Consider the following 22030-nt stretch of genomic DNA (forward strand, 5'->3'; position numbering starts at 1 on the left):
GGGTCGAGGCGGGGTCTTTCGCCGTACGCTGCCGGACAGAGACAGATCGCGACGATGGAAGGTACGGCGATGGCTGAGCAGATTCCGGCCGGTAAGGCGTTGCGGTCCAGGCGTTCCTGCCTGGCCACACCCGGATCGAACCCGCGCTTCCTGGAGAAGGCCAAGGGGCTGGACGCCGACCAGGTGTTCCTCGACCTGGAGGACTCGGTCGCGCCGATCGCCAAGGTGGACGCGCGCAAGAACATCGTCGCCGCGCTGAACGAAGGCGGCTGGGGTTCGAAGATCCGGGTCGTGCGGGTGAACGACTGGACCACCGAGTGGACCTACGCCGACGTGATCGAGATCGTCTCCGGCGCCGGCGCGAACCTCGACTGCATCATGCTGCCGAAGGTGCAGACCGCCGAGCAGGTGGTCGCCCTCGACCTGCTGCTCACCCAGATCGAGCGCGTGCACGGTCTCGAGGTCGGCCGGATCGGCATCGAGGCCCAGATCGAGAACGCGCTCGGCCTCACCAACGTCAACGCCATCGCGCAGGCCTCGCCCCGGGTCGAGACGATCATCTTCGGCCCGGCCGACTTCATGGCCAGTATCAACATGAAGTCCCTGGTCGTCGGCGAGCAGCCCCCGGGGTACGACGTGGGCGACGCCTACCACTACATCCTGATGCAGATCCTGATGGCGGCGCGGGCGCACGGTAAGCAGGCGATCGACGGCCCGTACCTGCAGATCAAGGAGCTCGAGGGCTTCCGCCGGGTGGCAGGGCGGTCCGCGGCCCTCGGTTTCGACGGCAAGTGGGTGCTGCACCCGGACCAGATCGCCGCCGCGAACGAGGTCTACTCGCCCCGGCAGGACGACTACGACCACGCGGAGAACATCCTCGACGCGTACGACCACTTCACCTCGGCCGCCGGTGGCGCGCGCGGTGCGGTGATGCTGGGCGACGAGATGATCGACGAGGCCTCGCGCAAGATGGCCCTGGTGGTCTCGGCCAAGGGTCGCGCGGCGGGGATGGCCCGTACGAACGTCTGGCAGCCGCCGGCCTAGTTAGGGGGCGGTCAGGTCCTCGGCGGGTCCGTCGGGGGCCTGGTTGCCCTTTTCATCGCGAGGTACGACCGCGGCGGCTTCGGCGATGGCTCCGATCGTGAAGAGCAGCCCGATCGCGATCGCCCCAAGTAGCAGCCAGTTGGCGCCATGAGTCGCACGCTGGATCAGCAACTCCGCCAGGATCACCAGCCAGGTGATGGCGAACGCCAGGCCGCGACGATCACGGCCGACGATCGGATGGTCCTTGGACGCACCGCGGAACTGGCCGCGCGACCACCACAGCATCCCCGCGAAGGCGGCCAAGAGCAGCAGCGGCCCGATCCACCACCACCGCGGCTGGTCGTACTCCCCGATCGACACGATCATGAGGAACACGGCGAATCCGGTCAAGAACACCCAGACCGCGCGCATGGCCCGTTGCCAGAGCGGGATTCCTGGAGCTGCCATGTCGGCATGTTGCCAGAGTTGAGGCCGTTTGTCGGGCACGCCACTTCGGCCGGGTGGTGCCGGTCACTGCGCGTTGGGTAGACCACCGGCCATGCTGGACCGCGATACTCGGCAGTAAGGGTTCTAGCGGTACGACGCGACGAGAAGGCGAGCAGCGATGAGCAGGTTGCAGCAAACCGAGGGGCTGACCGATATCCAGGAGGAGATCCTGAAGACGGTCCGGGCCTTCGTCGAGTCCGAGATCATGCCGGTCGCGACCGAGCTGGAACACAAGGACGAGTACCCGACCGAGATCGTCGAGGGCCTCAAGGAGCTCGGGCTGTTCGGCCTGATGATTCCGGAGGAGTACGGCGGACTGGGTGAATCCCTGCTGACGTATGCCCTCTGCGTCGAGGAGATCGCGCGTGGGTGGATGAGCGTCTCCGGGATCATCAACACGCATTTCATCGTGGCGTACATGCTGTTGCAGCACGGGACTGATGAGCAGAAGCAGAAGTACTTGCCGCGCATGGCGACTGGTGATGTGCGTGGCGCGTTCTCGATGTCCGAGCCGGGGTGTGGGTCGGATGTTGCGGCGATCAAGACGAAGGCTGTCCGGTCGGGCGAGGGGTATGTCGTCAACGGGCAGAAGATGTGGCTGACCAATGGTGGGTCGGCGAACCTCGTGGCCGTGTTGGTGAAGACCGATGAGGGCGCGGAGTCGGTCTACAAGAACATGACGACGTTCTTGGTGGAGAAGGAGCCTGGGTTTGGTGAGGTCCGTCCGGGGCTCACGGTGCCGGGGAAGATCGAGAAGATGGGCTACAAGGGGGTTGATACCACCGAGCTGATCTTCGACGGCTTCGAGATCGAGGCTGAGCAGATTCTTGGTGGGGTGCCGGGTAAGGGCTTCTACCAGATGATGGACGGCGTCGAGGTCGGGCGCGTGAACGTGGCCGCTCGCGGTTGCGGTGTTGCTCGGCGGGCTTTCGAACTCGGCATTTCGTATGCCCAGCAACGCGAAACCTTCGGCAAGAAGATCGCCGAACACCAGGCCGTCCTGTTCCGCCTGGCAGACATGGCAGTAAAGGTCGAGGCGGCCCACGAGCTGATGGTGAAGGCCGCCCGCAAGAAGGACTCCGGCCTCCGCAACGACTTCGAAGCCGGCGTGGCCAAGTACTTGGCCAGCGAATACTGCAGCCAAGTGGTCGAGGACTCATTCCGAATCCACGGCGGCTACGGCTTCTCCAAGGAGTACGAAATCGAACGCCTCTACCGAGAAGCCCCCATGCTCCTCATCGGCGAAGGCACCGCCGACATCCAACGCATGATCATAGGCCGCCGCCTCCTAGAAGACTACAAACTCTGACCCCCACCACCACTCCAGCCACCAAAGGGCGACCAACCGGTGAAGGTGGTGTCACTGGACCGGCGACGATTGGGCGCATCTCGCGCCCTACTCCCAGCAGGGTGGGCGTGACTTATAGGAAGGCTTTGAACGGATGGGGCGCGAGATGCGCCCAATCGTCGCAACATCAGCATCCGGATCTTCGAAGACTGCCGATCAGAAATGGTCCTGTATTGCGGCGATTCGGCGCATCTTGTACCCCCAACCATCCAAAGACATCGCGTCAGATGACGAGCCCAACCACACGACACTAGGGGGCACAAGATGCGCCCAATCGCCGCCGTGCAGTGGCTCCACCCTCATCATGATCCGCCCTTGCTGGCCGGCGCCGTGGCGGCACCCGCCTCATGATCCGTCCGTTTGGTGGCCCCTGGGGGTTAGCCGGTTAGGCGTTGGGGTGGGGGGAGGGTTCGGGGGGTGCCGGAGCCGTGGCCGGAGAGGAGCCAGATGCCTAGTTGGGTTACTTCGTGGAGGACGGAGGCGCCTGCGCGGCGGGTGGTGATGAGGCCGGCTTCGCGGAGGACGGTTGCCTGGTGGGATGCGGCGGCGGGGGAGATTTTGCAGCGGCGGGCCAGTTCGGTCGTCGTACAACCCGAAACGGCAGCTTCAAGAGCAGCCGCACGTGTCGAGCCGAGGAGCGATCCGAGAGCATCCGAGCCACTGGTCGTCTCGATGCCAGAAGGGCGCAGGATGCCGGGAGCGTGCTGGATCGGGTAGACCAAGATCGGCCGTAGCTCAGGGTCCTGCAGCTTCGTGGGTGCCCGCCAGCAGAAGGCCGACGGCTGCAGCTCGATGCCTCGCCCATCCAAATAAAGATCCCGGTCGTTCATATCGAGCACCTGCAACACAGGCGGTGCCCAGCGCACGCGCGGATGCAGCGTGGACAGCAGCTGATCCACCCCATGCCGCGCCAACGACTCGCCCCGATGGCTGTGATCGGCACTCACATGCGTCCCGATCGACTTCCAATAAGGCGCGATCGCCGCGTCGTGGTACGTCCGCAAGGCCCGCCCCAGCCGGTTCATCGCCACGCGATCGCCAGTGGCAAGCTCACGCGTCCAAGGCGACACCGGCCGGTACTTACTAAGCAACGCAAGCTGATTCCGCACCGTCTGCCGCGGCGTCGACAGCGTCATCTCCAGCGCGGTTTCGAAGTCCGACGGAGCCTCCGCCGGCGTCAGAAAGTCCGGCGAATATCCCCACGCCGGAGTGAGCTCCAGCAGCAGCCGCATCTGATCCGGCGCCACCGTGGCGCGCACGTGCCGACGCCAGTCCTCGAAGACGAGCCGGCCGTCCTGGTGCTGCAGCATGTGCAGGCTGAGCAGAATTTCCCATAGTGGTGCTGGACTCGTCGAGACCGTCGTCCGTGCGAGGTCCCGAGGAGTGAAGTGAATGCGAAGCACGACGCTCTCCTCCCGGCTACCGGCTCTTTGCCATGCCCCCATGCCGGTCGGTCGCTGACCGTGAAGACCCGCTGACCGAACGCGATGATGAAGGCATTCAAGCAAAGCGCCGGGAGCATTCACAAGCACGGATGCCCAGAGCGGCCCTAGCAGTGCTGGCCATGGCACGCTGTTGCCAAGAACAGAAAGTTGTGGCAAGTACCTGCCATGACCTGAACCCGCGCCGGGTTAGACCACTTTCAGAGCCAGCGGTTCCGCTTGAACAACACGTACAACGTTGCACAAGCCACCGCCATCACGGCCAGGACGACGAAATATCCGTACTCCGTACGGGTCTCCGGCATGTTCTCGAAGTTCATCCCGTAGACACCCGCGATCATGGTCGGAACGGCCAGGATCGCAACCCAGGCGGAGATCCGGCGCATGTCCTCGTTCTCCGCGACCTGCACCTGGGCCAGCCCGGCCTGCAGGATCGACGTGAGCAGTTCGTCGAACGCGGTGACCTGTTCCTTCACCCGCAACAGGTGATCGTCCACATCGCGGAAATAGGTCCGGGTCTCGTCCGTGATCAGCGGGTGCCGCCGGAAGGCCAGCACCCGCATCGGCGCGGTCAGCGGTGCCACCGCCCGTTTGAGCTCGAGGACCTCGCGTTTGAGCTGGTAAACCCGCTCGATATTGCGCCAGCCGCGCGGGGAGAACATCTCGGCCTCGATCAGGTCGATATCGGCCTGGACCCGCTCGGCCACGTCCAGATACGTGTCGACTACATGGTCGGCGATCGCGTGCAGCACGCCGCCGGGGCCGGAGCCGAGGCGCTCGGGATCGGCCTCGAGCTGCTGGCGCAGGCCCTTCAACTCACTGTGATCGCCGTGCCGGATGGTGACCACGAAGCCGGGGCCGCAGAAGACCAGCACCTCGCCGCTCTCGACCACCTCGGAGGTATCGGTCAACGTCGTATGCGGCACATACCGAACGGTTTTGAGTACGGCGAAGATCGTCTCGCCACGGTCGCCGTACAACTCGAGTTTGGGGCGTTGGTGCGCCTCGGCGGCATCCTCGAGCGCCAGTTTGTGCAGGCCGAACTCGGCGCCGACGGCCGCCAGCTGGTGCGCGTTCGGCTGGAAGAGGCCGATCCAGACGAAGCCGTCGCCCCGCCGGGCCCGGGTCAGCGCGTCGACGTACGAGCCGACGCCGCTGTCCCGATGGCCCTCGCGGTAGTAGGCCCAGTCGACCAGCGCGCCGTCGAGCTTGCCGTTGGCGACGATGTCCACCGGTACGCCGTTGCCGCGACGGGATGGGCGCATGAAGACACGTCCGACCCGGCGTGTCGCGTCCATCTCTCCCACCTCCGTCGATGTCTAGGCGCGAGGCTACAACGTGTCGTAACCACGTGTCGGGGATGATGGGGGAGAGAGCTTGATGAGAGGAACGACGATGACCACGCAGGGCATGCCCGGGATGGACCCCAGGCCGAGCGGATTCACGATCGGCACGTACGACACGTACCTGGAGGCGCAGCGAGCGGTCGACTACTTGTCCGACGAGAAGTTCCCGGTCGAGCACACCACCATCGTCGGCAACAACCTGCGCCAGGTGGAGAAGATCACCGGCCGGCTGACCTGGGGCAAGGCGCTCAGTGCCGGTGCGGCCAGTGGTGCCTGGTTCGGTCTGTTCGTCGGTTGTTTGCTCGCGATCTTCGCTCCGGCCGGCTCCAGCGCACTCGCCGCCCTCGTCACCGGCTTGTTCCTGGGCGCGCTGTTCGGCACCACCTTCGGCGCGATCGGCTACGGCCAGCTCCGGGGCCGCCGCGACTTCACCTCCCGCACCTCGGTCGTCGCCACGACGTACGACGTGCTGTGCGACCACCGGTTCGCCGAGGAGGCCCGCAACCACCTGGCCAAACTCGCCCTCAAGGGTGAGGTCTCGCCCCGCCTGCCCGATCTCCAGCAGCCCCAGGGCCAGCCGGGCCAGGCGCAGGGACAGCCGGGCCAAGCGCAGGGCCAGTGACCAAGGCAACACCGCAGGGGTGAGCGGCCCCACTCCGCTATCGGGCCCGCTCCGGCAGCATGGTCTACCCAGCGGTAACGGACCAGGAGGACGCATGCAGTTCGGACGTAGCTACGAGGAGTTCGAGGTCGGCGCCGTCTACAAGCACTGGCCCGGCAAGACGGTCACCGAGTACGACGACCACCTGTTCTGCCTGCTCACGATGAACCACCACCCGCTGCACCTCGACTCGAACTACGCCGAGCAGACCACCCAGTTCAAGCAGAACGTGGTGGTCGGCAACTACATCTACTCGCTGCTGCTCGGGATGTCCGTGCCCGATGTGAGCGGCAAGGCGATCGCCAACCTGGAGATCGAGTCGTTGCGCCATGTCGCGCCGACCTTCCACGGCGACACCATCTACGGCGAGACGACCGTCCTGGACAAGTGGGAGTCCAAGTCCAAGGACGATCGTGGCGTCGTCTACGTCGAGACCAAGGGCTACAAGCAGGACGGCACTCTCGTCTGCGTCTTCAAGCGCAAGGTGATGGTCCCGAAGGACTCCTACCTCGAAGCCCGCGGCGGCGAGCAGCCCGGCCGCCCCACCCTGATCGAGCCCACGAGCTAGTCCAGGAACAGCTCGATCACCGGTACGGCGACGTCCGGGCGCTGGATCGGCAAGTGGAGCGTGAGCGTCCCGGCGGGCTGGCCTCCCATGGTCGTGTTCTGCGCCGCCTGATTCGGATCCGCCACCGTGCACTTGATCTCGGACGCGTCGTGCAGGAGTTGCGCGTACCGGACCTTGCCGGCCATGCCAGGCAGGTGCACGTGCTGCATCGGCCACGCGAATAGGTGCAGATAAAGGCGGTCCCCGCGCTGCGTGTAGCGGCAGTCCGGCGGCGGCGTGAATTCGCTCGGGCCACAGCCGCGCACCGACCGCTCGTGCTGCCGGAACCACGCGCCGATCTGGTCCAGCGTGCCGACCGCGCGCGGGTCGAACTCGCCTCGCCCGGTCGGTCCGACGTTCAGCAACAGGTTGCCGCCCTTGGAAACCGAGTCGATCAGCATGCGCACCAGCAGATCCGGTGACTTCCAGTTCAAGTTGTCCCGGTCGTAACCCCAGCTCCCGTTGAGGGTCTGGCACGCCTCCCACACCACCGGTACGCCGTCACGCGTCATCGGCCCGGCCGGCTGGTACTGCTCGGGCGTGGTGAAGTCGCCCGGGATGTCCAGCCGGTCGTTGATCAGGATGTCCGGCTGGAGCTCCCGCACCATGGCCATCAGTTCCTCGGAACGCCAGTCGTCCTTGCCCTTACCGAACCCGGGCCGCCCGTCCTCGAAGTCGCGCCCGGGGTAGGAGAAGTCGAACCACATGATGTCGATCTGCCCGTACCGCGTGAGCAGCTCGCGCACCTGCGCGTGCAGGTAGTCGGTGTACGCCGTGATGTCCCGCTCCGGCCACTCCGGCTCGTCCCGCTGCGGATGGTTCAGGTCGTACGGGAACGACGGGTGATGCCAGTCGATCAGCGAGTGGTAGAACCCGATCCCAAGCCCCTCGGCCCGGCAGGCGTCGACGAACGGCCCGACCAGATCCTTGCCGTACGGCGTTTTCGCGACCGTGTAGTCCGATACCTCCGAGTCCCACAGGCAGAAGCCATCGTGGTGCTTCGTCGTGAGTACGGCGTACTTCATCCCGGCCGCGCGAGCCGTCCGGGCCCAGGCGACCGGGTCGTACAGGTCCGGGTCGAAATGGTCGAAGTAGACCTGGTACTCCTCATCGGTCAGGCGTTCGCGGTTCTTGACCCATTCGTGCCGCGCGGGTAGTGCGTACAACCCGAAGTGCACGAAGAGACCGAATCGCCAGTCGGTGAAGCTCACGCATTTCCTCCTTATCGGCCGCCGAGGCCGGTTACGAGCAGTCCTCGGACGAGGTGCTTTTGCAGCGCGATGACGAGTAGCACCGTCGGCAACATGGCCAGTACGGATGCCGCCATCATCAGGTTCCAGTGGGTGCCCTGCTGGCCGATGAACTGGGCTAGTCCGAGCGGCACCGTGCCCTTGGTATCGACGCTGTTGGTGATGATCAACGGCCAGAGGAAACTGCCCCAGAAGCCGATGAACGTGAAGACAGTCAGTACGGCGATCGCCGGCCGCGCCAACGGCACCATGATGCGCAAGAACGAACCGAAAGGCCCGCAGCCGTCGACCCGCGCCGCCTCCTCCAGCTCGGCCGGGACGGTGAGGAAGAACTGCCGCAGCAGGAACGTGCCGAACGCGGTGAACGCCCACGGCAGGATCAGCGCCCGGAAGCTGTCCACCCAGCCGAAGGCCTGCATCAACCAGTACATCGGCACGATCAGCACTTCCTGCGGCACCATCAGCGTGCCCAGGAACACCACGAACAGGCTCTCGCGGCCCTTGAACCGCAACCGCGCGAACGCGTACGCCGACAGGCTCGACGCGACGACGACCACCAGCGTGCCGATCACGGCGACCAGCAGGCTGTTCAGGAAGTACGTCGCGAACGGTGCGAAGGTGAACGCGTCCACGTAGTTCTGCCAACGCACCTCCGAGCCGATCAGGTCGGGCTTCGGCGTGAACACCTCATCCGCCGGCTTGAGCGAGGTCGCGACGGCGTACACGAGCGGTCCCATGAAGAGCAGCGCCACCAGGACGAGCAATACGTGCGAGACGATCCGCCTAGGCGTCATAGTGCACCCACTTCTTCTGGCCGAGGAACTGGATCGCCGTGATGCCCATGATGATGACGAAGAGCACCCAGCCGGCGGCCGAGGCCAGTCCCATGTTGAGGAACTGCCAGCCCTGGTCGTAGATGTACATCACCAGGGTCTGAGTGGCGACGCCCGGCCCGCCTTGGGTCAGGATGAACGGCTGCGCGAACACCTGGAACGACGTGATCAGCGTCATCGTCGTCGCGAAGAAGATCGACGGCGTGATCATCGGCAAGGTGATGTACCGGAACCGGGCGAAGGTGCTTGCGCCATCGATCTGCGCGGACTCCAGCTGCGAGTGCGGCACTTGGTCGAGCGCGGCCGAGAAGACCAGGAAGTTGTACCCGAACCCCTGCCAGACCGACATCGCCACGATGGCCGGCATCGCCCACGCGGTCGAGCCGAGGAAGTTCGGCGCGTGCACCCCGAACAGGCTCTGCGAACTCGTGTCCAGCAGGCCACCGGGCTGGAACAGCAGCCGCCAGACCATCGCGTTCGCGACCATCGGCGTCATCACCGGGATGAAGAACAGCACCCGGAAGGCCTGGCGACCCATGATGTGCGGGCCGAGCCAGACGGCCAGCCCCAGCGAGATGACGACGTTCAGCGGCACGTACAGCACCACGAACAAGCAGGTGTTGAGAATGACCCGGCGAAAGATCGGATCGTTCAGCAGCTCGGCGTAATTGCCCAACCCGCGGAACGTCCGTTCGCCGAACACCGGCCAGTCGAACAGGCTGATTCCCAAGGCCATCGCGGTCGGGAACAGGGTGAAGATCGCCAGCCCGGCCAGGCTCGGCCCGACGAACACCCACGCTCTTCGCGCCTCGGCTCGTCCGAGTGCTGCCGCCATCAGCCGGCCTGGTCCTGCACGGTTTTCAGCACCTGTTCGGCCGTCTGCTCGCCATTCAGGGCCTGTACGCCGAATCGGTTGAGCAGGTCGGACGCCTTGACCCAGTTCTTGGTGGTGACCAGCGGAATCGAGTTCGCGGAAGCGAAGTCGAGCGTCTCGCGGGCGCCCTGGATGTCGGCCGCCTGGTACCAGGCGTCGTGCACCTTCGGCCGCGACGGATACGCCCGCCCGGCGGTGGCGAGTTCCTTGAGCGGCTGGTCCGCGGTCATCGACGCGATCGCCTGGAACGCGGCGTCCGGCGTCTTGCACGACCGGGAGATGCCGAAGCCCGAACCGGCCGTGAAGGTCTTCGAGCCACCCGGCCCGGCCGGTATCGGCGCGATGCCGAGATCGAACTTGGACTGGCTCTTCGTACTGAGCACGGACCAGGGCCCGTCGATCATCATCGCGGCCTTGCCCGAGGTGAACTGGGTCGACTGGAACTCCGTGTTCTCAGCCGGCACTTGCGGTGCGACCTTGTCGGTCCGGACCAGGTCGGTGAACTGCTGGAAGCCCTGCACGAACCCCGGTTCGGTGAGCGCGAGCTTGCCGTCCTTGATCGGTTCGGCGCCGGTGGCGGACAGCACGAAGGAGGTCACGCCGAGATCGCCCGGGGTGACGACGATCCCGTACCGGTTGTTGGTGGTGAGCTTCTTCGCCGCCGCGCGGAACTCGTCCATCGTCCAGCCCGGCTTGGGATCGGCCAGACCCGCCTGCTTGAACAGCGTGCGGTTGTAGAACACAACCATCGGCCCCGAGTCGTAGGGGATGGCGACCTGTTTGCCGTCGGACTTGAGCCCGTCGAGGATCGGCTTGTCGAAGTCCTCGGCCTTCACGCCGTACTTGGCCATCAGGTCGTCCAGCGGCAGCATCGCGTTGCCGTACGACGTGAGGCGCAGGCTCTGCATGCCGATGATGCAAGGCGCCTTGCCGCTGGCGAGCAGCGTGCCGATCTTCGACCAGTAGCTGTCCCAGCTGGTGCCCTGAAGTTTGACGGTGATGCCCGGGTGATCGGTGTGCGCGTGGTCCGCCACCTTCTGCCACGCGGTCTGGTCCTCGGTCCCGCTGACCCAGAACTGCCAGGTCAGATCCGCCTTGTCCGAGGCGGCGGGTTCGCTGCCGCCACCACAGGCGGCCACGGCGGTGAGGGAGACGGCGGTAAGAGTGCTGACCAGCATGCGCCGGATGGAGAGGGTCATCCTGACCTCCAGTGGAGCGATCGATTCATCCGATCTTTGAGGGGCGCGCCCGGTAGAGTCAATGGTTCAGCCAGCAAAAAGTCCGATCATATTCGGGGGTCATAGGCGGCAGATAGGGCTTGTGGACATCAGAAGCGGCCAGGACATCGGATGAATGATAGTCCACGCTGCTCTGATAGATCGGATGTATCTGACCGGGAGGGCCAATGCGTGTCACCGATGAGGCGATCGAGCAGATCAAGCGGATGATCGTGACGGGAAAGCTGCGGCCCGGTGACCGGCTGCCCCGGGAGGCGGATCTGGCGGCCCGGCTCGGGCTGTCCCGCAGCTCGCTGCGTGAGGCGGTCAAGGCGCTCGCCCTGATCCGGGTGCTGGACGTTCGCCAAGGGGACGGCACCTATGTCACCAGCCTGGAGCCGGCGATGCTGTTGGAGACGATGGGCTTCGTCGTAGACCTCCACCAGGACACCTCGGTGCTGGAATTCTTCGAGGTCCGCCGCATCCTTGAACCGGCGGCCGCCGCACGGGCCGCCGTTCAGATGACCGACGAGCAGATCGGGGTCGCCCGCAAGCTGCTGGACGAGCTCGGCCCGGAGCCGTCCGTGGGGGAACTACTCTCCTCCGACGTCGAGTTCCACCGGCTGATCGCGTTCGGTAGCGGCAATCGCGCGCTCGCCTCGATCATCGACAGCCTGCGCCAGCCGACCTTCCGGGCGCGGGTCTGGCGCGGTCTGACCGAGACCGACGCCATCGCCCGCACCCTGGCCGAGCACCGCGCGATCCTGGACGCGATCGCCGACCGCCAGCCCGAGGTCGCCCGCTCCTGGGCGACGGTCCACATCGCCGGCGTCGAACACTGGCTCCAACACGCAACCTAGGCCCTATGCCTTTCACTTACGGTTTGAACTCCAGCAGGACGGCGGACGGCATCGGCAGCGTGAGTTCGACCGTGTTGCCGTCGGCAACGATCGGCCGGGTGGTGAGCGCGCTGCGTTCCGCGAGCGCCTTCCACTGATCGTCCGAAGGCCAAACGCCAACCCCGAGATCAGCCGCGGCGGCCGCGACGTCGCCCACACCGGTCGCGAGAGTCGTCGCGGTCACCTGCCAGGACTCGTCGAGCCCGGCCACGTCGAGCCGGATCGTGCGGGCCAGTTCCGCCGCACCATCGGCCTTGGTCTGGTCGAGCGTCAGGTTCCACACCAGTACGGCGACGCGGTCGCGATCGCGCGAGGCCCACGCCTCGATCAGGCTGCCGCCACCATCACCGCTCATCGCCACCGGAAGCTCGACCGGGCCGAGCCGATCAAGCAACGACAACGCGTGGAACCGCGGTTTCGCGAGCCCGCCAACGGTCAACAGGCCGAATCCGCCATGCAAAAGCTTCGGCGGCCGCCCCAGTTCCTCGAAGTGGTCGGACGCCACCCAATAGGCGAGCGCCTCGACCCGCCCGGCCGCCGATCGCATCCCGCGCAGCAGGAAGATCCCGGCGAACACCGAATCGCTGATCGGGTTGAAGTGCGTCGGCGTGACACCCCATTCGGTCCACAGGATGCGGGCATCGCCAAAGCCGTGCCGGTCGAGAGAGGCCCGTACGTCCAAGGGCGGCGACCCGTACGTGTGAGTCGTGACGAAGTCCACCGGCGAACCGCTCGAGGCTGCGTGCGCAAGCAGGTCGTCCACCCAGCCGGCCGCGGCGGAGGACGGCCCGCCCACCGACAGCCCGTCGTCGACCGAACGAACGGCGGCCGCGGTCACGTCGTACAGGCGCAGCCATTCGGCCTTGGTGCCGGACCAGAAGACCTCGAGATTGGCCTCGTTCCACACCTCGAAGTCCCAGTGCCGGACCTCGTCCAGGCCGTACCGATCGACCAGGTGCTGGACGAGTTTCTTGATCAGCAGACCCCACCGGTCGTAGTCCTTCGGCGGCGAGATGATCGCGCCGTACGCGAAGACGGTCTTCGACGGATCGCTAGCCAGGTCGCGTGGCATGAACCCGAGCTCCACCACGGGCCGCATCCCGATCGCCAGGACTTTGTCGTAGATCGCGTCAACCACGGAGAAGTCGTACGCCGCCGGGCCCTCGGTCTCGATCCGCGTGTCGTCGTGGAAGATCGCGTGCGCGCGGACCGTCCGTACGCCGAGCTCGTCGTGCATCCGTCTTAGCGCGCTCTCGAGTTCGGCGCCGATCCGCTTGCCGCCGGTGAGGTCCTCGCAGAGCAACTGGCTGAGCCGTTCGCTGCCGACCATCGGGACCCAGGGCCGGTGCAACTCGATGCCCTCGGCAACGGCATCCACGTGAATCGTGACCACCGGAGTTTCGTTGCTGAGGGCAAGTGGCGTCGCCTCGACCTGGTGGCTGGGACGACCGCGTGTGGTCACCTCCGGCACGCTCGCCACGGCATACCTGTACGTCGTACCGGGGGTGCAGGTGGTGTCGACGTACGGGCCGGATGGGACCGAGAGCACGTCCCCGCTGTGGTGGTCCACCGGCATGAGCTCGCCATCCGGCGCCACGCATCGGAGGATCAGATAGCCCACCGCGCCTGGGACCGGCGACCAGTCGATCGTCACCTGACCGACGCCGCCGACCGCTGCCACGCTTGCCGGCGGATCCAGGTCAGGCAGTTCGAGGCTGCTCTGGTCGCTGCGCAGGGCGATCCGCTGCTCCCAATCCGTACGGGCGTCTGACGTCATCAGCGCTCCAGTCCGGCGGCAAACACCTCTTGCCCGATCAACGGCCGGATCCGCCGTTCGACCTGGCCCTGGCTGAAGTTGCGCCGGATCACGTTGTTCGCGAAGACGTTGCCCAGGGCACCCATCACCATGGCCTGGTCCAGGGACAGATAGCGCTTCGCGATCCGGCCGGACTTCACCGCGACCGAATCGTAGAACCCGCCTTCGCCGTACGCCTTGAGGTTCCGCTCGATCCGCCGCAGGTTGTCGAACGCCTGGCGCGGTGCGTACGGCATGGCCAGGAACGCCGCGTGCGGGGTCACCACGCCGTCGCCGAAGGTGGGGTTCGGGTTGGTGCCCTCGCGGCAGCCCTCGAAGCCGCGGTCGAAGTTGGTCGCCTCCACGTCCGACGGGTACCCACCCGGATCCATGCCGATCGCGTCCACCCCGTAAACGGCGTACCCACCGAGCGGGTTCGAGGCGGGGGAGAAGCCCCAGTAGCCGTACCTCGCCTCGTCCAGGCCGTGCTCGATGTGGGCTCGCACGGTGAGTGGGTGGTTGACGCCCCAACTGCGCGGCGCCCAACTGGCCTCGGGTACGAACAGGTCCGGCATCAACGCCTCGAACATGTCGCCACCCCAGGACGGGACGATTCGCATCCCTCGGTACGAGTAGGCGCCTTCGAACACGTCGATCCCGTGATACGTCCGGTGCACCCCGGTCGCCTTCTGCTCCAGCCAGGCCCAGTCGCATGAGTCCGGGAAGACGCGCTGGGTTGCGAAGTAGTGCGCGGGCGGAATCTGGCCGCGAGCAATGCCGATATAGCTGGCGATCCGTGGCTCGGTGACCGCGATGTCGTAGTGGAACTTGCGGTAGTACACGTCCGGCCCGACGCCGGCGTGATTGCCCTTGTCGGTCTCCTCGTCCGGCGGCGACGTCTCGAAGAACCCACCACGCAAGAGTCCGGCCGCCACCCCGGGCCGGGCCGCCGGGTTGTAATAGTAGGCGAAGTTCATCTTGTCCAGGAGGGATTCCGCCAGCTGCCGCACCCGTGGTTCCGCGTTACGCACAACCATCAACGCGGCCGCGAACCACCCGTTGTCCACGCTCGACACGAACGGCGTGATCGGCCGCGTCCCGTCCGGATCGACGTACAGCACCTCACCCGTCGCCTCGTCATACCAGTTGAAGAACATCCCACTGGCCTCGTGATGATCCACCCTCGCCATCGTCCTGAGCGTCTTCGCCATCCGGCCATACGCCTCATCCCGCGAGATGATCCCCAACTCCCGCGCCACCACCGCACTCCACAAATACCCACCAATGTTCGTCGGCGACGTATACCCGCTGCGGACGGGACTGGTCACCGAGGCGCCAATATTGTCAGCCGGCAACCCAGTGGCCTCATCCGTCATCGCCACCAAACTCCGCCACGTATCCCTCGCCCACCTCTTCCAATCATCGGGCCCTTGTGACGCGGCGTGTCGTGCTTCATCGGTCCCTTGTGACCAGGCCTGCTGCGTCGTGAGGGCGCTGGCGGCGGTGCCGGCGAGCAGGGTACGGCGGTTGATGATGGCGGTCATCTCTCACTCCAAACGGGTTATTTGAGACCGGTGATCGCGATGCCCTTGGTGATGTGCCGCTGGAAGGCGATGTAGATCAGCAGCACCGGTACGACGACCACGACGGCGCCGGCCATCAGCAGTCCGTACCGCTGGGCGTTCTGGCCGGTCGAGTAGAGGGCCAGCGCGACGGGCAGCGTGTACTTGTCCTCGGTCTGGGCGATCACCAGTGGCCAGAGGAAGTTGTTCCAGGAGCCGAGGAAGGTGAGGATGCCGAGTGTGGCCAGGGCCGGCCGGCACAACGGCAACATGATCCGTACGAAGATGCCCAGTTCGCTCGTGCCGTCGACCCGGCCCGCGTCCATCAGGTCGTCCGGCAGCCCGGCGAAGAACTGCCGCATCAGGAACACGCCGAATGGCGAGACCAGGAACGGCAGGATCAGACCGGGATAGCTGTTCTGCAGACCCGCGTTGGTGACGAGCACGAACAGCGGTACGAACGTCACCATGCCCGGCACCATCAACGTCGCCAACACCAGGACGAACAGCGCGTTCCGGCCGCCGAATCGCAGTTTGGCCAGGGCATAACCGAGCATCGAGCAGAAGGTCAGATTGCCCGCGGTGACGAACAGCGCGACCACGGTCGAGTTGAGGAAGTACCGCGGGAAGTTCGCCTTACTCAGCAGCTCGCTGTAGTTGCCGATGGTCGGTGCCTCCGGCAACCAAGTCGGCGGCACCCGGAGCAGCTCGCCGTCGGTCTTGAATGAGCCGAACAACATCCAAGCAAACGGCGCGACCACTACGACGAGGCCCGCGAAACCGATCAGGTAGATCCACCAGCGGCGCATCTACTTCTCCCTCAGCAGCCGGAACTGGATGAAGGTGCAGACCGCGATCACCACGAACAGGATGTAGCTCATCGAAGCGGCCAGCGAGTAGTTGCCGAAGCCGAACTGCTGGTAGGTGTACATCGACACGGAGATCGTGCTGTTCAGCGGACCACCTTGAGTCATCACCAGCGGCTCCTCGAAGAACTGCAGATAGCCGATCCCGGTGGTGACCGAGGTGAACAGGATCGTTGGCCTGAGCAACGGAATGGTCAGATGCCGGAATCGTTGCCAAGGGCCCGCACCATCGATCTGCCCGGCCTCCTCGACGGTCTGCGGGATGCCCTGCAGACCGGCGAGGAAGATGATCATGGCCGAGCCGAAGTTGCGCCAGACGGCCATCATGATCAGCGACGGCATCGCCCAGGTCTTCGAGGCGAGCCAGTTCGGCCCGTCGATCCCGACCCAGGACAGCACCGTGTTGAGCAGACCCGAATCCGGATGCAGCACGAACCGCCAGACCACCGCGACGGCCACGATCGACGTCACCACCGGCAGGTAGTAGCCGACCCGGAACAGGCCTTGGAACCGCTTGACGCCCTTGTCCAGCAGCACCGCCGCGGCCAGCGCGGCGACCAGGGTGAGCGGCACCCCGATCACCACGAAGTACGCCGTGTTGAACGCGGCCTTGCGGAACGTCTCGTCGGACAGCGCCTTCAGATAGTTGTCGAACCCGACCCCGTTGACCGCGAACGGCGTCCGCAGATCACGTTGTTTGAGATCGGTGAAACTCATCCCGAGCGAGCCCAGCACCGGGCCTGCCGTGAAGGCGCAGAAGAGCGCGAGAAACGGCAGCGCCAGGACCCAGGCCGCGAAGGTCTCGCGGCGAAGGCGCATCAGCTACCGGTTCCGATCGCGGTGGCCTTGGCCTGGATCGCCTTCGCGGTTTCGGCGGGGGACAGGCCGGACTTCGTCAGCTTCTCCACCTCGGTGTCGAAGGCGCTCGCGACCTGCTCCCAGTTCACGATCGCGGGCGGCGCCTTGGCGTCCTCGAGCTGCTTGCCGAAGACGGGTAGCAGCGGGTCGGACGCGATGCTCGGGTCCTGCCAGCTCGACTTCACCGCGGGCAGGTCGGTCGACAACTTGAACCACTCGGTCTGGGTCTTGGCGTCGCTGAGGAATTTCACCAGCTTCCAGGCGCTGTCCTTGTTCTGGCTGTTCTTGAACACGACGAAGTTGCTGCCACCGACGAACGACGTGGCGGTCTTCTTCTTCGGGATCTGGAACACGCCGATCTTCTCCTTCATACCGGCGCCGCCGAGCTTGCTGACCGAGCCCGCCATCCACGGACCCGAGATGAACATCGGCACGCTGCCGTTGACGAACTGCGACTCGGTGGCGTTGGCCGGCAGATCGGTTCCAGCCAGCTTCTCGGTGAAGAAGCTCTGGTAGTACGCCAGCGCCTCCTGCATCTCCGGGGTGTCCAGCGTGAACTCCTTGTCACCCTCAGCCGTTATGGAAGCTCCTGCCGACCAGGCGAACGGCATGACCGTCTGCCACGACCCCTGTCCACCCGGTTGAAGGTTGATCCCGTACTTCGCGCCCTGCGCCTTCATGGCCTTCGCCATCGCCTTGAGCCCGTCCCAGTCGGTAGGCGGGGCGTTGATTCCAGCCTTGGCTGCAAGGTCTTTCCGGTAGTACACGAGCCGGGTCTCGACGTCCAGGGCACGCCGTAGCTAGTGCCTCCGACCTCTGTGGTCTCCTGTGCGCCGGGGAAGAACGCACCGGTGTCTATGCCGGTTGGAGTCGGGTCTAGCGCGCCGAGATCCGCGAACTCACCCATCCAAGTAGTGCCGACCATGGCGGCGTCTGGCAGCGACTGGGCCGTGATCGCGGTAGTGAACTTGTTGTGCGCGGCATCCCACGGAATCGCCGTCACCTTCACCTTGGCGCCCGGATTCTGCTCCTCGAAGGTCTTCACCAGCTTGGGCAGGTGCTCGCCCTCGGTACCCATCGCCCAGACGGTGATATCGCCGGTGGCGGGCCCTTCGGAGATCGTGGTGCTGGCTTGTGGTGCTTCACCGGTGTCCTCCGCGCGCCCACAGGCGGCGAGGGCCAGCGTGGTGGCAAGGAAAATGCTGACTAGCCGGGCGGATTGCGTGACCATCATGTCTCCTCGTTCGATGCCTCTGATTCCCCCGGTTGCGTGCCACAGCTGGTGCGCAGCACGATCTGCGTCGCCAGTACGTCGTTGCGGGTGCGGTTCCGCTCCCCGGTGATGCGTTCATGCAGGCGTTGCGCGGCCAGCCGGCCCAACTCGGCCATCGGCTGACGAACCGTGGTCAGCCCGGGCGAGACGTACCGCGCGGCCATCACGTCGTCCCACCCCGTCACCACGACTTCACCCGGTACGCCGATCCCCTTGGCCTGCAGGGTTTTGATCGCCGCCAGCGCGAGCTCGTCGTTAGCGCAGACAAGCCCGTCCGGCCGGCTTTTGAGGGTCAGCCAGTGCTCCGCCATGGCAGCACCGGCCTCCTCGGTGAGCGGCAACTGCTCGGGCTTGGGCGCCGGCAAATCGCGCTTGCGATGTGCCGCGGAAAAGCCCTTGTACCGCTCAGCGACGTCGTACCCGCTGTTCGGATCCCCGACGAAGACCAGGTCTTTCCGGCCACTCGCGAGCAGCCGACGCGTGAGCTTCTCGGCACTACCGGCGCTCTCGGTGCGGACCGAGTCGCATCCGCTGACCGGGGGATGAGCCAGCAGTACGACGGGCACGCCCGCCTGGCGCAGGCCTTTGACCGCGTCGAGGTTCAACGCGTTGCCGTGCACGACGATCCCGTCGACGCGGCCGGCGAGTTCCCGCAGGGCCCGGCCGGCCTCGTCGCTGCGCCCATGCGTGACGGTGATGATGACGGATTGCCCGCGCTCACCGGCCCAGCGCTCGTACCCCATCAGGAGATCGCCGTAGAACGGACCGGCCAGGTCGGGCAGCACCAGCCCGTGCGCCTCATGCCGGTGGACCGCGAGGCTCCGAGCGGCTCGCAGGGGAACGTAGTTCAGCTCCCGGGCGGCCTCGGCCACCTTGAGCCGCGCCTTCTCCGACACCGGCCCGGTGCCCTGCAACACCCGCGACACCGTGGCGATCGAGAGCTTCGCCAACGCTGCCACGTCATAGATCGTCGCCGGGCGGGACGGCATGTTTCTCCTTCTGGGGCAGGAGTGGAAGCGCTTACAGTTTTCGACCTTGCCCGTTTCCGCGCCATTGGTCAAGGCTTCGGCGCGAATCATGCGACGATGGCTCGGTGACCTCAGGCGAACGCGACGACAGACTTTGGCTGGTCCGCCACGGCGAGACCGAGTGGAGCAAGAACGGCCGCCACACGTCCACCACGGACCTGCCGCTGACCCCGGAAGGCGAGAAGACCGCGGCCACGTTGCGCGAGCGATTGGCCGGGCACAGCTTCGATTTGGTCCTCACCAGTCCACGGGTGCGCGCGCGTCATACCGCCGAGCTCGCGGGCTTCCCCGACGCCGAGGTCGACGAGGATCTGGTCGAGTGGGACTACGGCTCGTACGAGGGCATCACCACGGCCGAGATCCGCAAAACCGTGCCGGGCTGGACCGTCTGGTCATCGCCGGTGCCGGGTGGCGAGACTGCTGCCCAGATCGCGACCCGCCTCGACCGCGTCAACCGCCGCATCGCCTCGGTCGACGGCGACGTACTCGTCTTCGGCCACTCCCACGCCCTGCGCGCCCTCACCGCCCGCTGGCTCGAACTAGACGTCACCGAAGGCCGCCACTTCGTCCTCAACACCGCCACCATCTCCACCCTCGGCTGGGACCGCGGCTCCCCCGTCGTCCATCACTGGAACATGTAAGTCAGCCCGGGAGGGCGTTCCACTGGGCGAGGGTGCTGGCCAGGAGGGTGGCGGTGGGGAGGGCGTCGAACTCGTCGCGGTTGACGAAGCGGGCGTCGCGGGCGTCGTCGCCGGGTGTCAGGGTGCCACCGGTTCGCTCCGCTTCGTAGTCGCGGATGACGTAGAGCACGCCGTTGGGGCCGTCGCGCTCGACGGTGCCGACCAGCTCGCCGACCTCGATCGTGATTCCGGTCTCTTCGGCCACTTCGCGGGCGACGGCGACCGGATCCGACTCGCCCGGTTCGACCCGGCCGCCGGGCAGCGACCAACGGCCCTCATCCGGGGCGTGACCTCGCTGAATGAGCAGTAGCCGGCGCTGGTCGTCGTATACCAGGGCGCCGACGCAGTCGACCGACGGGCGGTCCGGATCCGTGTCCATGGTGGAAAAGGGTAAATGTCGTCGGTGCGCGCCGATAGCATTAGAGCTGACACTTGTCCATAGAAGGGCTGCGACCTCCTCGTGCGCATCGACCTGCACACCCATTCGAACCGCTCGGACGGTACCGCGCCGGTCGCTGACCTGATCGCGAAGGCCAAACGGGAGGGCCTGGACGTGATCGCGGTGACCGATCACGACACGGCCGACGGCTGGGTCGAGGGGCGCATGGCCGCGGAGGAGGTCGGAGTCGGCTTCGTGCCGGGGATCGAGATCTCCTGCAAGCTCAACGGCACCAGCGTGCATCTTTTGGGGTACATGCCTGATCCGTCGTTCGGGCCGCTGTCCGACGAGCTGACCTTGGTTCGCGAGGGCCGGACCGACCGGGTGCCCGCGATCGTTGCCCGCCTCAACGCGGTCGGCGTCAGCCTGACGGTCGACGAGGTGCTGGCCCAGGCGACCGGGACGCCGTCCGTCGGGCGGCCGCACGTCGCGGACGCGCTCGTCGCGAACGGCACGGTCGCGAACCGTGGCGAGGCGTTCGACCGGTTCCTGGCCGACGGACGTCCCGGACATGTCACGCACTATGCGATCGAGCCGGGCCGGGCCATCGAGATCGTGCGCGCCGCCGGTGGTGTGCCGGTGATCGCGCATCCGTGGGGCCGGTCGAGCCATCGGGTGCTCAAACCCGAGGTGATCGAGCGGCTCGTCACCGACCACGGCCTGGCAGGGTTGGAGGTCGACCATCAGGACCATTCACCCTCGTCGCGCGAGATGTTGCGCGGGATCGCGAAAGAGCTCGGCCTGATCGTGACCGGGTCCAGCGACCACCACGGCCTGGGCAAGGTCGATCACGAGCTCGGCGTGAACACCACCGCATTGGATCAGTTCGAGTTGCTGCTCGCGCTGGCCAAGTCGAATGCCGCGGCGAGTGCGGCCAACCCACCAGAGGCCTATCTGCCGTGAACGACGTCATCAACCTCGGCCTGCTGTCGGAGGTCTTCGTCACGCTGTTCGTGATCATGGACCCGCCTGGCACCGTGCCGGTCTTCATCTCGCTGACCGCCGGTCAGTCCCGCGCGGTGCGTAAAAAGGCCGCCTGGCAGGCCGTATCCGTCGCCTTCGGCGTGATCGTGGTCTTCGCCGCCTTCGGCCAGCAGATCCTGCACAACATGGGCATCACGCTGCCCGCCCTGCAGGCCGCCGGCGGTCTGCTGCTCCTGCTGATCGCGCTGCAACTGCTGACCGACACCGCCGAGGACCCGGTCCAGACCAAGAACGTCAACATCGCTTTCGTTCCCTTGGGTACGCCGTTGCTGGCCGGTCCTGGTGCGATCGTTGCCACGATGGTCTTCGTGCAGCGAGCCGACGGGTCGTTGCCGGACGTGGTCGCCATTTCGGTTGGCATCGTGCTGATCCACTTCGTGATGTGGCTGACGCTGCGCTTCTCCGGCCTGATCATGAAGGTGCTCGGCGAGAACGGCGTTCTCCTGGTCACCCGGATCGCCGGTTTGTTGCTGAGCGCAATCGCCGTCCAGTTGGTCGCCGACGCGGTCGCCGACTTCATCCGGGCGGGCTGAGGCAT

The 22030-nt window shown here is 66.0% G+C and carries 21 protein-coding genes and 1 pseudogene; 8 read left to right on the top strand and 14 right to left on the bottom strand.

Annotation, left to right across the window (positions count from 1 at the left end; translation table 11 throughout):
- Positions 1–69 precede the first annotated feature (69 nt).
- Positions 70–1044, top strand: a complete 975-nt coding sequence (locus OG394_RS35955) for an HpcH/HpaI aldolase/citrate lyase family protein (RefSeq protein ID WP_328991716.1) — start codon at positions 70–72, stop codon at positions 1042–1044.
- On the opposite strand, the gene OG394_RS35960 is transcribed toward OG394_RS35955, so the two are convergent.
- A complete protein-coding gene (locus OG394_RS35960; RefSeq protein ID WP_328991717.1) occupies positions 1045–1491 on the bottom strand; it encodes a hypothetical protein in 447 nt (148 codons plus the stop codon).
- Positions 1492–1648: 157 nt separating this feature from the next.
- Here OG394_RS35960 and OG394_RS35965 point away from each other — a divergent pair, with 157 nt between their 5' ends.
- Complete coding sequence (locus tag OG394_RS35965) at positions 1649–2839, top strand: acyl-CoA dehydrogenase family protein (RefSeq protein ID WP_328991718.1); 1191 nt, start codon at positions 1649–1651, stop codon at positions 2837–2839.
- A 416-nt stretch (positions 2840–3255) separates the two neighbouring features.
- On the opposite strand, the gene OG394_RS35970 is transcribed toward OG394_RS35965, so the two are convergent.
- Positions 3256–4281, bottom strand: a complete 1026-nt coding sequence (locus OG394_RS35970; RefSeq protein WP_328991719.1) for an ArsR/SmtB family transcription factor — start codon at positions 4279–4281, stop codon at positions 3256–3258.
- Between the two features lie 239 nt (positions 4282–4520).
- The gene (locus tag OG394_RS35975) at positions 4521–5618 is read right to left on the bottom strand and encodes a magnesium and cobalt transport protein CorA (protein ID WP_328991720.1); all 1098 of its coding nucleotides are present in this window, start codon (positions 5616–5618) and stop codon (positions 4521–4523) included.
- An 82-nt stretch (positions 5619–5700) separates the two neighbouring features.
- Between OG394_RS35975 and OG394_RS35980 the strand changes: the two genes are divergently transcribed.
- Both OG394_RS35980 and OG394_RS35985 read left to right on the top strand, forming a co-directional pair.
- Positions 5701–6288, top strand: a complete 588-nt coding sequence (locus tag OG394_RS35980) for a general stress protein (RefSeq protein WP_328991721.1) — start codon at positions 5701–5703, stop codon at positions 6286–6288.
- 94 nt (positions 6289–6382) lie between these two features.
- The gene (locus tag OG394_RS35985) at positions 6383–6895 is read left to right on the top strand and encodes a MaoC family dehydratase (RefSeq protein ID WP_328991722.1); all 513 of its coding nucleotides are present in this window, start codon (positions 6383–6385) and stop codon (positions 6893–6895) included.
- Here the strand turns inward: OG394_RS35985 and OG394_RS35990 are convergent.
- Genes OG394_RS35990 through OG394_RS36005 form a run of 4 tightly spaced genes read right to left on the bottom strand, consistent with a single transcriptional unit; the run spans position 6892 to position 11090 of the window.
- Positions 6892–8145, bottom strand: a complete 1254-nt coding sequence (locus OG394_RS35990; protein ID WP_328991723.1) for an alpha-L-fucosidase — start codon at positions 8143–8145, stop codon at positions 6892–6894. The two genes, OG394_RS35985 and OG394_RS35990, sit on opposite strands and share 4 nt — an antisense overlap.
- 11 nt (positions 8146–8156) lie before the next feature.
- Positions 8157–8978, bottom strand: coding sequence for a carbohydrate ABC transporter permease (locus OG394_RS35995; protein ID WP_328991724.1), 822 nt, complete (start codon positions 8976–8978; stop codon positions 8157–8159).
- A complete protein-coding gene (locus OG394_RS36000; RefSeq protein ID WP_328991725.1) occupies positions 8968–9852 on the bottom strand; it encodes a carbohydrate ABC transporter permease in 885 nt (294 codons plus the stop codon). Before OG394_RS36000 ends, OG394_RS35995 begins: the two co-directional genes overlap by 11 nt.
- Complete coding sequence (locus OG394_RS36005) at positions 9852–11090, bottom strand: ABC transporter substrate-binding protein (RefSeq protein ID WP_328991726.1); 1239 nt, start codon at positions 11088–11090, stop codon at positions 9852–9854. The genes OG394_RS36000 and OG394_RS36005 overlap by 1 nt, the downstream gene beginning before the upstream one ends.
- A 206-nt stretch (positions 11091–11296) precedes the next feature.
- On the opposite strand from OG394_RS36005, the gene OG394_RS36010 reads away from it, so the two are divergent.
- On the top strand, positions 11297–11968 hold the full coding sequence (locus OG394_RS36010; RefSeq protein WP_328991727.1) for a FadR/GntR family transcriptional regulator: 672 nt from the start codon (positions 11297–11299) through the stop codon (positions 11966–11968).
- 16 nt (positions 11969–11984) lie between these two features.
- Here the strand turns inward: OG394_RS36010 and OG394_RS36015 are convergent, their stop codons facing one another.
- The 6 genes and pseudogenes from OG394_RS36015 to OG394_RS36045 form a co-directional block, all read right to left on the bottom strand.
- Positions 11985–13784 carry a GH39 family glycosyl hydrolase gene (locus tag OG394_RS36015; protein ID WP_328991728.1) on the bottom strand — a complete coding sequence of 600 codons (1800 nt, stop codon included), beginning with the start codon at positions 13782–13784 and terminating at the stop codon, positions 11985–11987.
- The gene (locus OG394_RS36020; RefSeq protein ID WP_328991730.1) at positions 13784–15346 is read right to left on the bottom strand and encodes a glucoamylase family protein; all 1563 of its coding nucleotides are present in this window, start codon (positions 15344–15346) and stop codon (positions 13784–13786) included. The genes OG394_RS36015 and OG394_RS36020 overlap by 1 nt, the downstream gene beginning before the upstream one ends.
- Before the next feature lie 17 nt (positions 15347–15363).
- Positions 15364–16173, bottom strand: coding sequence for a carbohydrate ABC transporter permease (locus OG394_RS36025; protein WP_328991731.1), 810 nt, complete (start codon positions 16171–16173; stop codon positions 15364–15366).
- Positions 16174–17049, bottom strand: coding sequence for a carbohydrate ABC transporter permease (locus tag OG394_RS36030; RefSeq protein ID WP_328991732.1), 876 nt, complete (start codon positions 17047–17049; stop codon positions 16174–16176).
- Positions 17049–18322, bottom strand: a pseudogene (locus OG394_RS40180) (sugar ABC transporter substrate-binding protein). The gene OG394_RS36030 and the pseudogene OG394_RS40180 overlap by 1 nt, the downstream one beginning before the upstream one ends.
- Positions 18319–19350, bottom strand: coding sequence for a LacI family DNA-binding transcriptional regulator (locus OG394_RS36045; RefSeq protein WP_328991736.1), 1032 nt, complete (start codon positions 19348–19350; stop codon positions 18319–18321). The pseudogene OG394_RS40180 and the gene OG394_RS36045 overlap by 4 nt, the downstream one beginning before the upstream one ends.
- Positions 19351–19454: 104 nt before the next feature.
- On the opposite strand from OG394_RS36045, the gene OG394_RS36050 reads away from it, so the two are divergent.
- Entirely contained in the window at positions 19455–20030 is a 576-nt protein-coding gene (locus tag OG394_RS36050) for a histidine phosphatase family protein (RefSeq protein ID WP_328991737.1), read from the top strand.
- A gap of 1 nt (position 20031) precedes the next feature.
- Here the strand turns inward: OG394_RS36050 and OG394_RS36055 are convergent, their stop codons facing one another.
- The gene (locus OG394_RS36055) at positions 20032–20448 is read right to left on the bottom strand and encodes an NUDIX hydrolase (RefSeq protein ID WP_328991738.1); all 417 of its coding nucleotides are present in this window, start codon (positions 20446–20448) and stop codon (positions 20032–20034) included.
- A gap of 81 nt (positions 20449–20529) precedes the next feature.
- Between OG394_RS36055 and OG394_RS36060 the strand changes: the two genes are divergently transcribed.
- Entirely contained in the window at positions 20530–21411 is an 882-nt protein-coding gene (locus OG394_RS36060) for a PHP domain-containing protein (protein WP_328991739.1), read from the top strand.
- Positions 21408–22025: a MarC family protein gene (locus tag OG394_RS36065; protein WP_328991740.1), complete on the top strand. Its 618-nt coding sequence runs from the start codon at positions 21408–21410 to the stop codon at positions 22023–22025. The genes OG394_RS36060 and OG394_RS36065 overlap by 4 nt, the downstream gene beginning before the upstream one ends.
- Positions 22026–22030: the final 5 nt, after the last annotated feature.

This window comes from Kribbella sp. NBC_01245 (genome assembly GCF_036226525.1).
Classification (GTDB): domain Bacteria; phylum Actinomycetota; class Actinomycetes; order Propionibacteriales; family Kribbellaceae; genus Kribbella.

What these genes read in the sequence shown, in the direction of transcription:
- OG394_RS36045 (WP_328991736.1), bottom strand. Translation starts at nt 19,350, where the DNA reads ATGCCGTCCCGCCCGGCGACGATCTATGACGTGGCAGCGTTGGCGAAG.
- OG394_RS36055 (WP_328991738.1), bottom strand. Translation starts at nt 20,448, where the DNA reads ATGGACACGGATCCGGACCGCCCGTCGGTCGACTGCGTCGGCGCCCTG.
- OG394_RS36025 (WP_328991731.1), bottom strand. Translation starts at nt 16,173, where the DNA reads ATGCGCCGCTGGTGGATCTACCTGATCGGTTTCGCGGGCCTCGTCGTA.
- OG394_RS35980 (WP_328991721.1), top strand. Translation starts at nt 5,701, where the DNA reads ATGAGAGGAACGACGATGACCACGCAGGGCATGCCCGGGATGGACCCC.
- OG394_RS35985 (WP_328991722.1), top strand. Translation starts at nt 6,383, where the DNA reads ATGCAGTTCGGACGTAGCTACGAGGAGTTCGAGGTCGGCGCCGTCTAC.
- OG394_RS35975 (WP_328991720.1), bottom strand. Translation starts at nt 5,618, where the DNA reads ATGGACGCGACACGCCGGGTCGGACGTGTCTTCATGCGCCCATCCCGT.
- OG394_RS35995 (WP_328991724.1), bottom strand. Translation starts at nt 8,978, where the DNA reads ATGACGCCTAGGCGGATCGTCTCGCACGTATTGCTCGTCCTGGTGGCG.
- OG394_RS35955 (WP_328991716.1), top strand. Translation starts at nt 70, where the DNA reads ATGGCTGAGCAGATTCCGGCCGGTAAGGCGTTGCGGTCCAGGCGTTCC.
- OG394_RS35960 (WP_328991717.1), bottom strand. Translation starts at nt 1,491, where the DNA reads ATGGCAGCTCCAGGAATCCCGCTCTGGCAACGGGCCATGCGCGCGGTC.
- OG394_RS36000 (WP_328991725.1), bottom strand. Translation starts at nt 9,852, where the DNA reads ATGGCGGCAGCACTCGGACGAGCCGAGGCGCGAAGAGCGTGGGTGTTC.
- OG394_RS36010 (WP_328991727.1), top strand. Translation starts at nt 11,297, where the DNA reads ATGCGTGTCACCGATGAGGCGATCGAGCAGATCAAGCGGATGATCGTG.
- OG394_RS36020 (WP_328991730.1), bottom strand. Translation starts at nt 15,346, where the DNA reads ATGACCGCCATCATCAACCGCCGTACCCTGCTCGCCGGCACCGCCGCC.
- OG394_RS35965 (WP_328991718.1), top strand. Translation starts at nt 1,649, where the DNA reads ATGAGCAGGTTGCAGCAAACCGAGGGGCTGACCGATATCCAGGAGGAG.
- OG394_RS36005 (WP_328991726.1), bottom strand. Translation starts at nt 11,090, where the DNA reads ATGACCCTCTCCATCCGGCGCATGCTGGTCAGCACTCTTACCGCCGTC.
- OG394_RS36015 (WP_328991728.1), bottom strand. Translation starts at nt 13,784, where the DNA reads ATGACGTCAGACGCCCGTACGGATTGGGAGCAGCGGATCGCCCTGCGC.
- OG394_RS36030 (WP_328991732.1), bottom strand. Translation starts at nt 17,049, where the DNA reads ATGCGCCTTCGCCGCGAGACCTTCGCGGCCTGGGTCCTGGCGCTGCCG.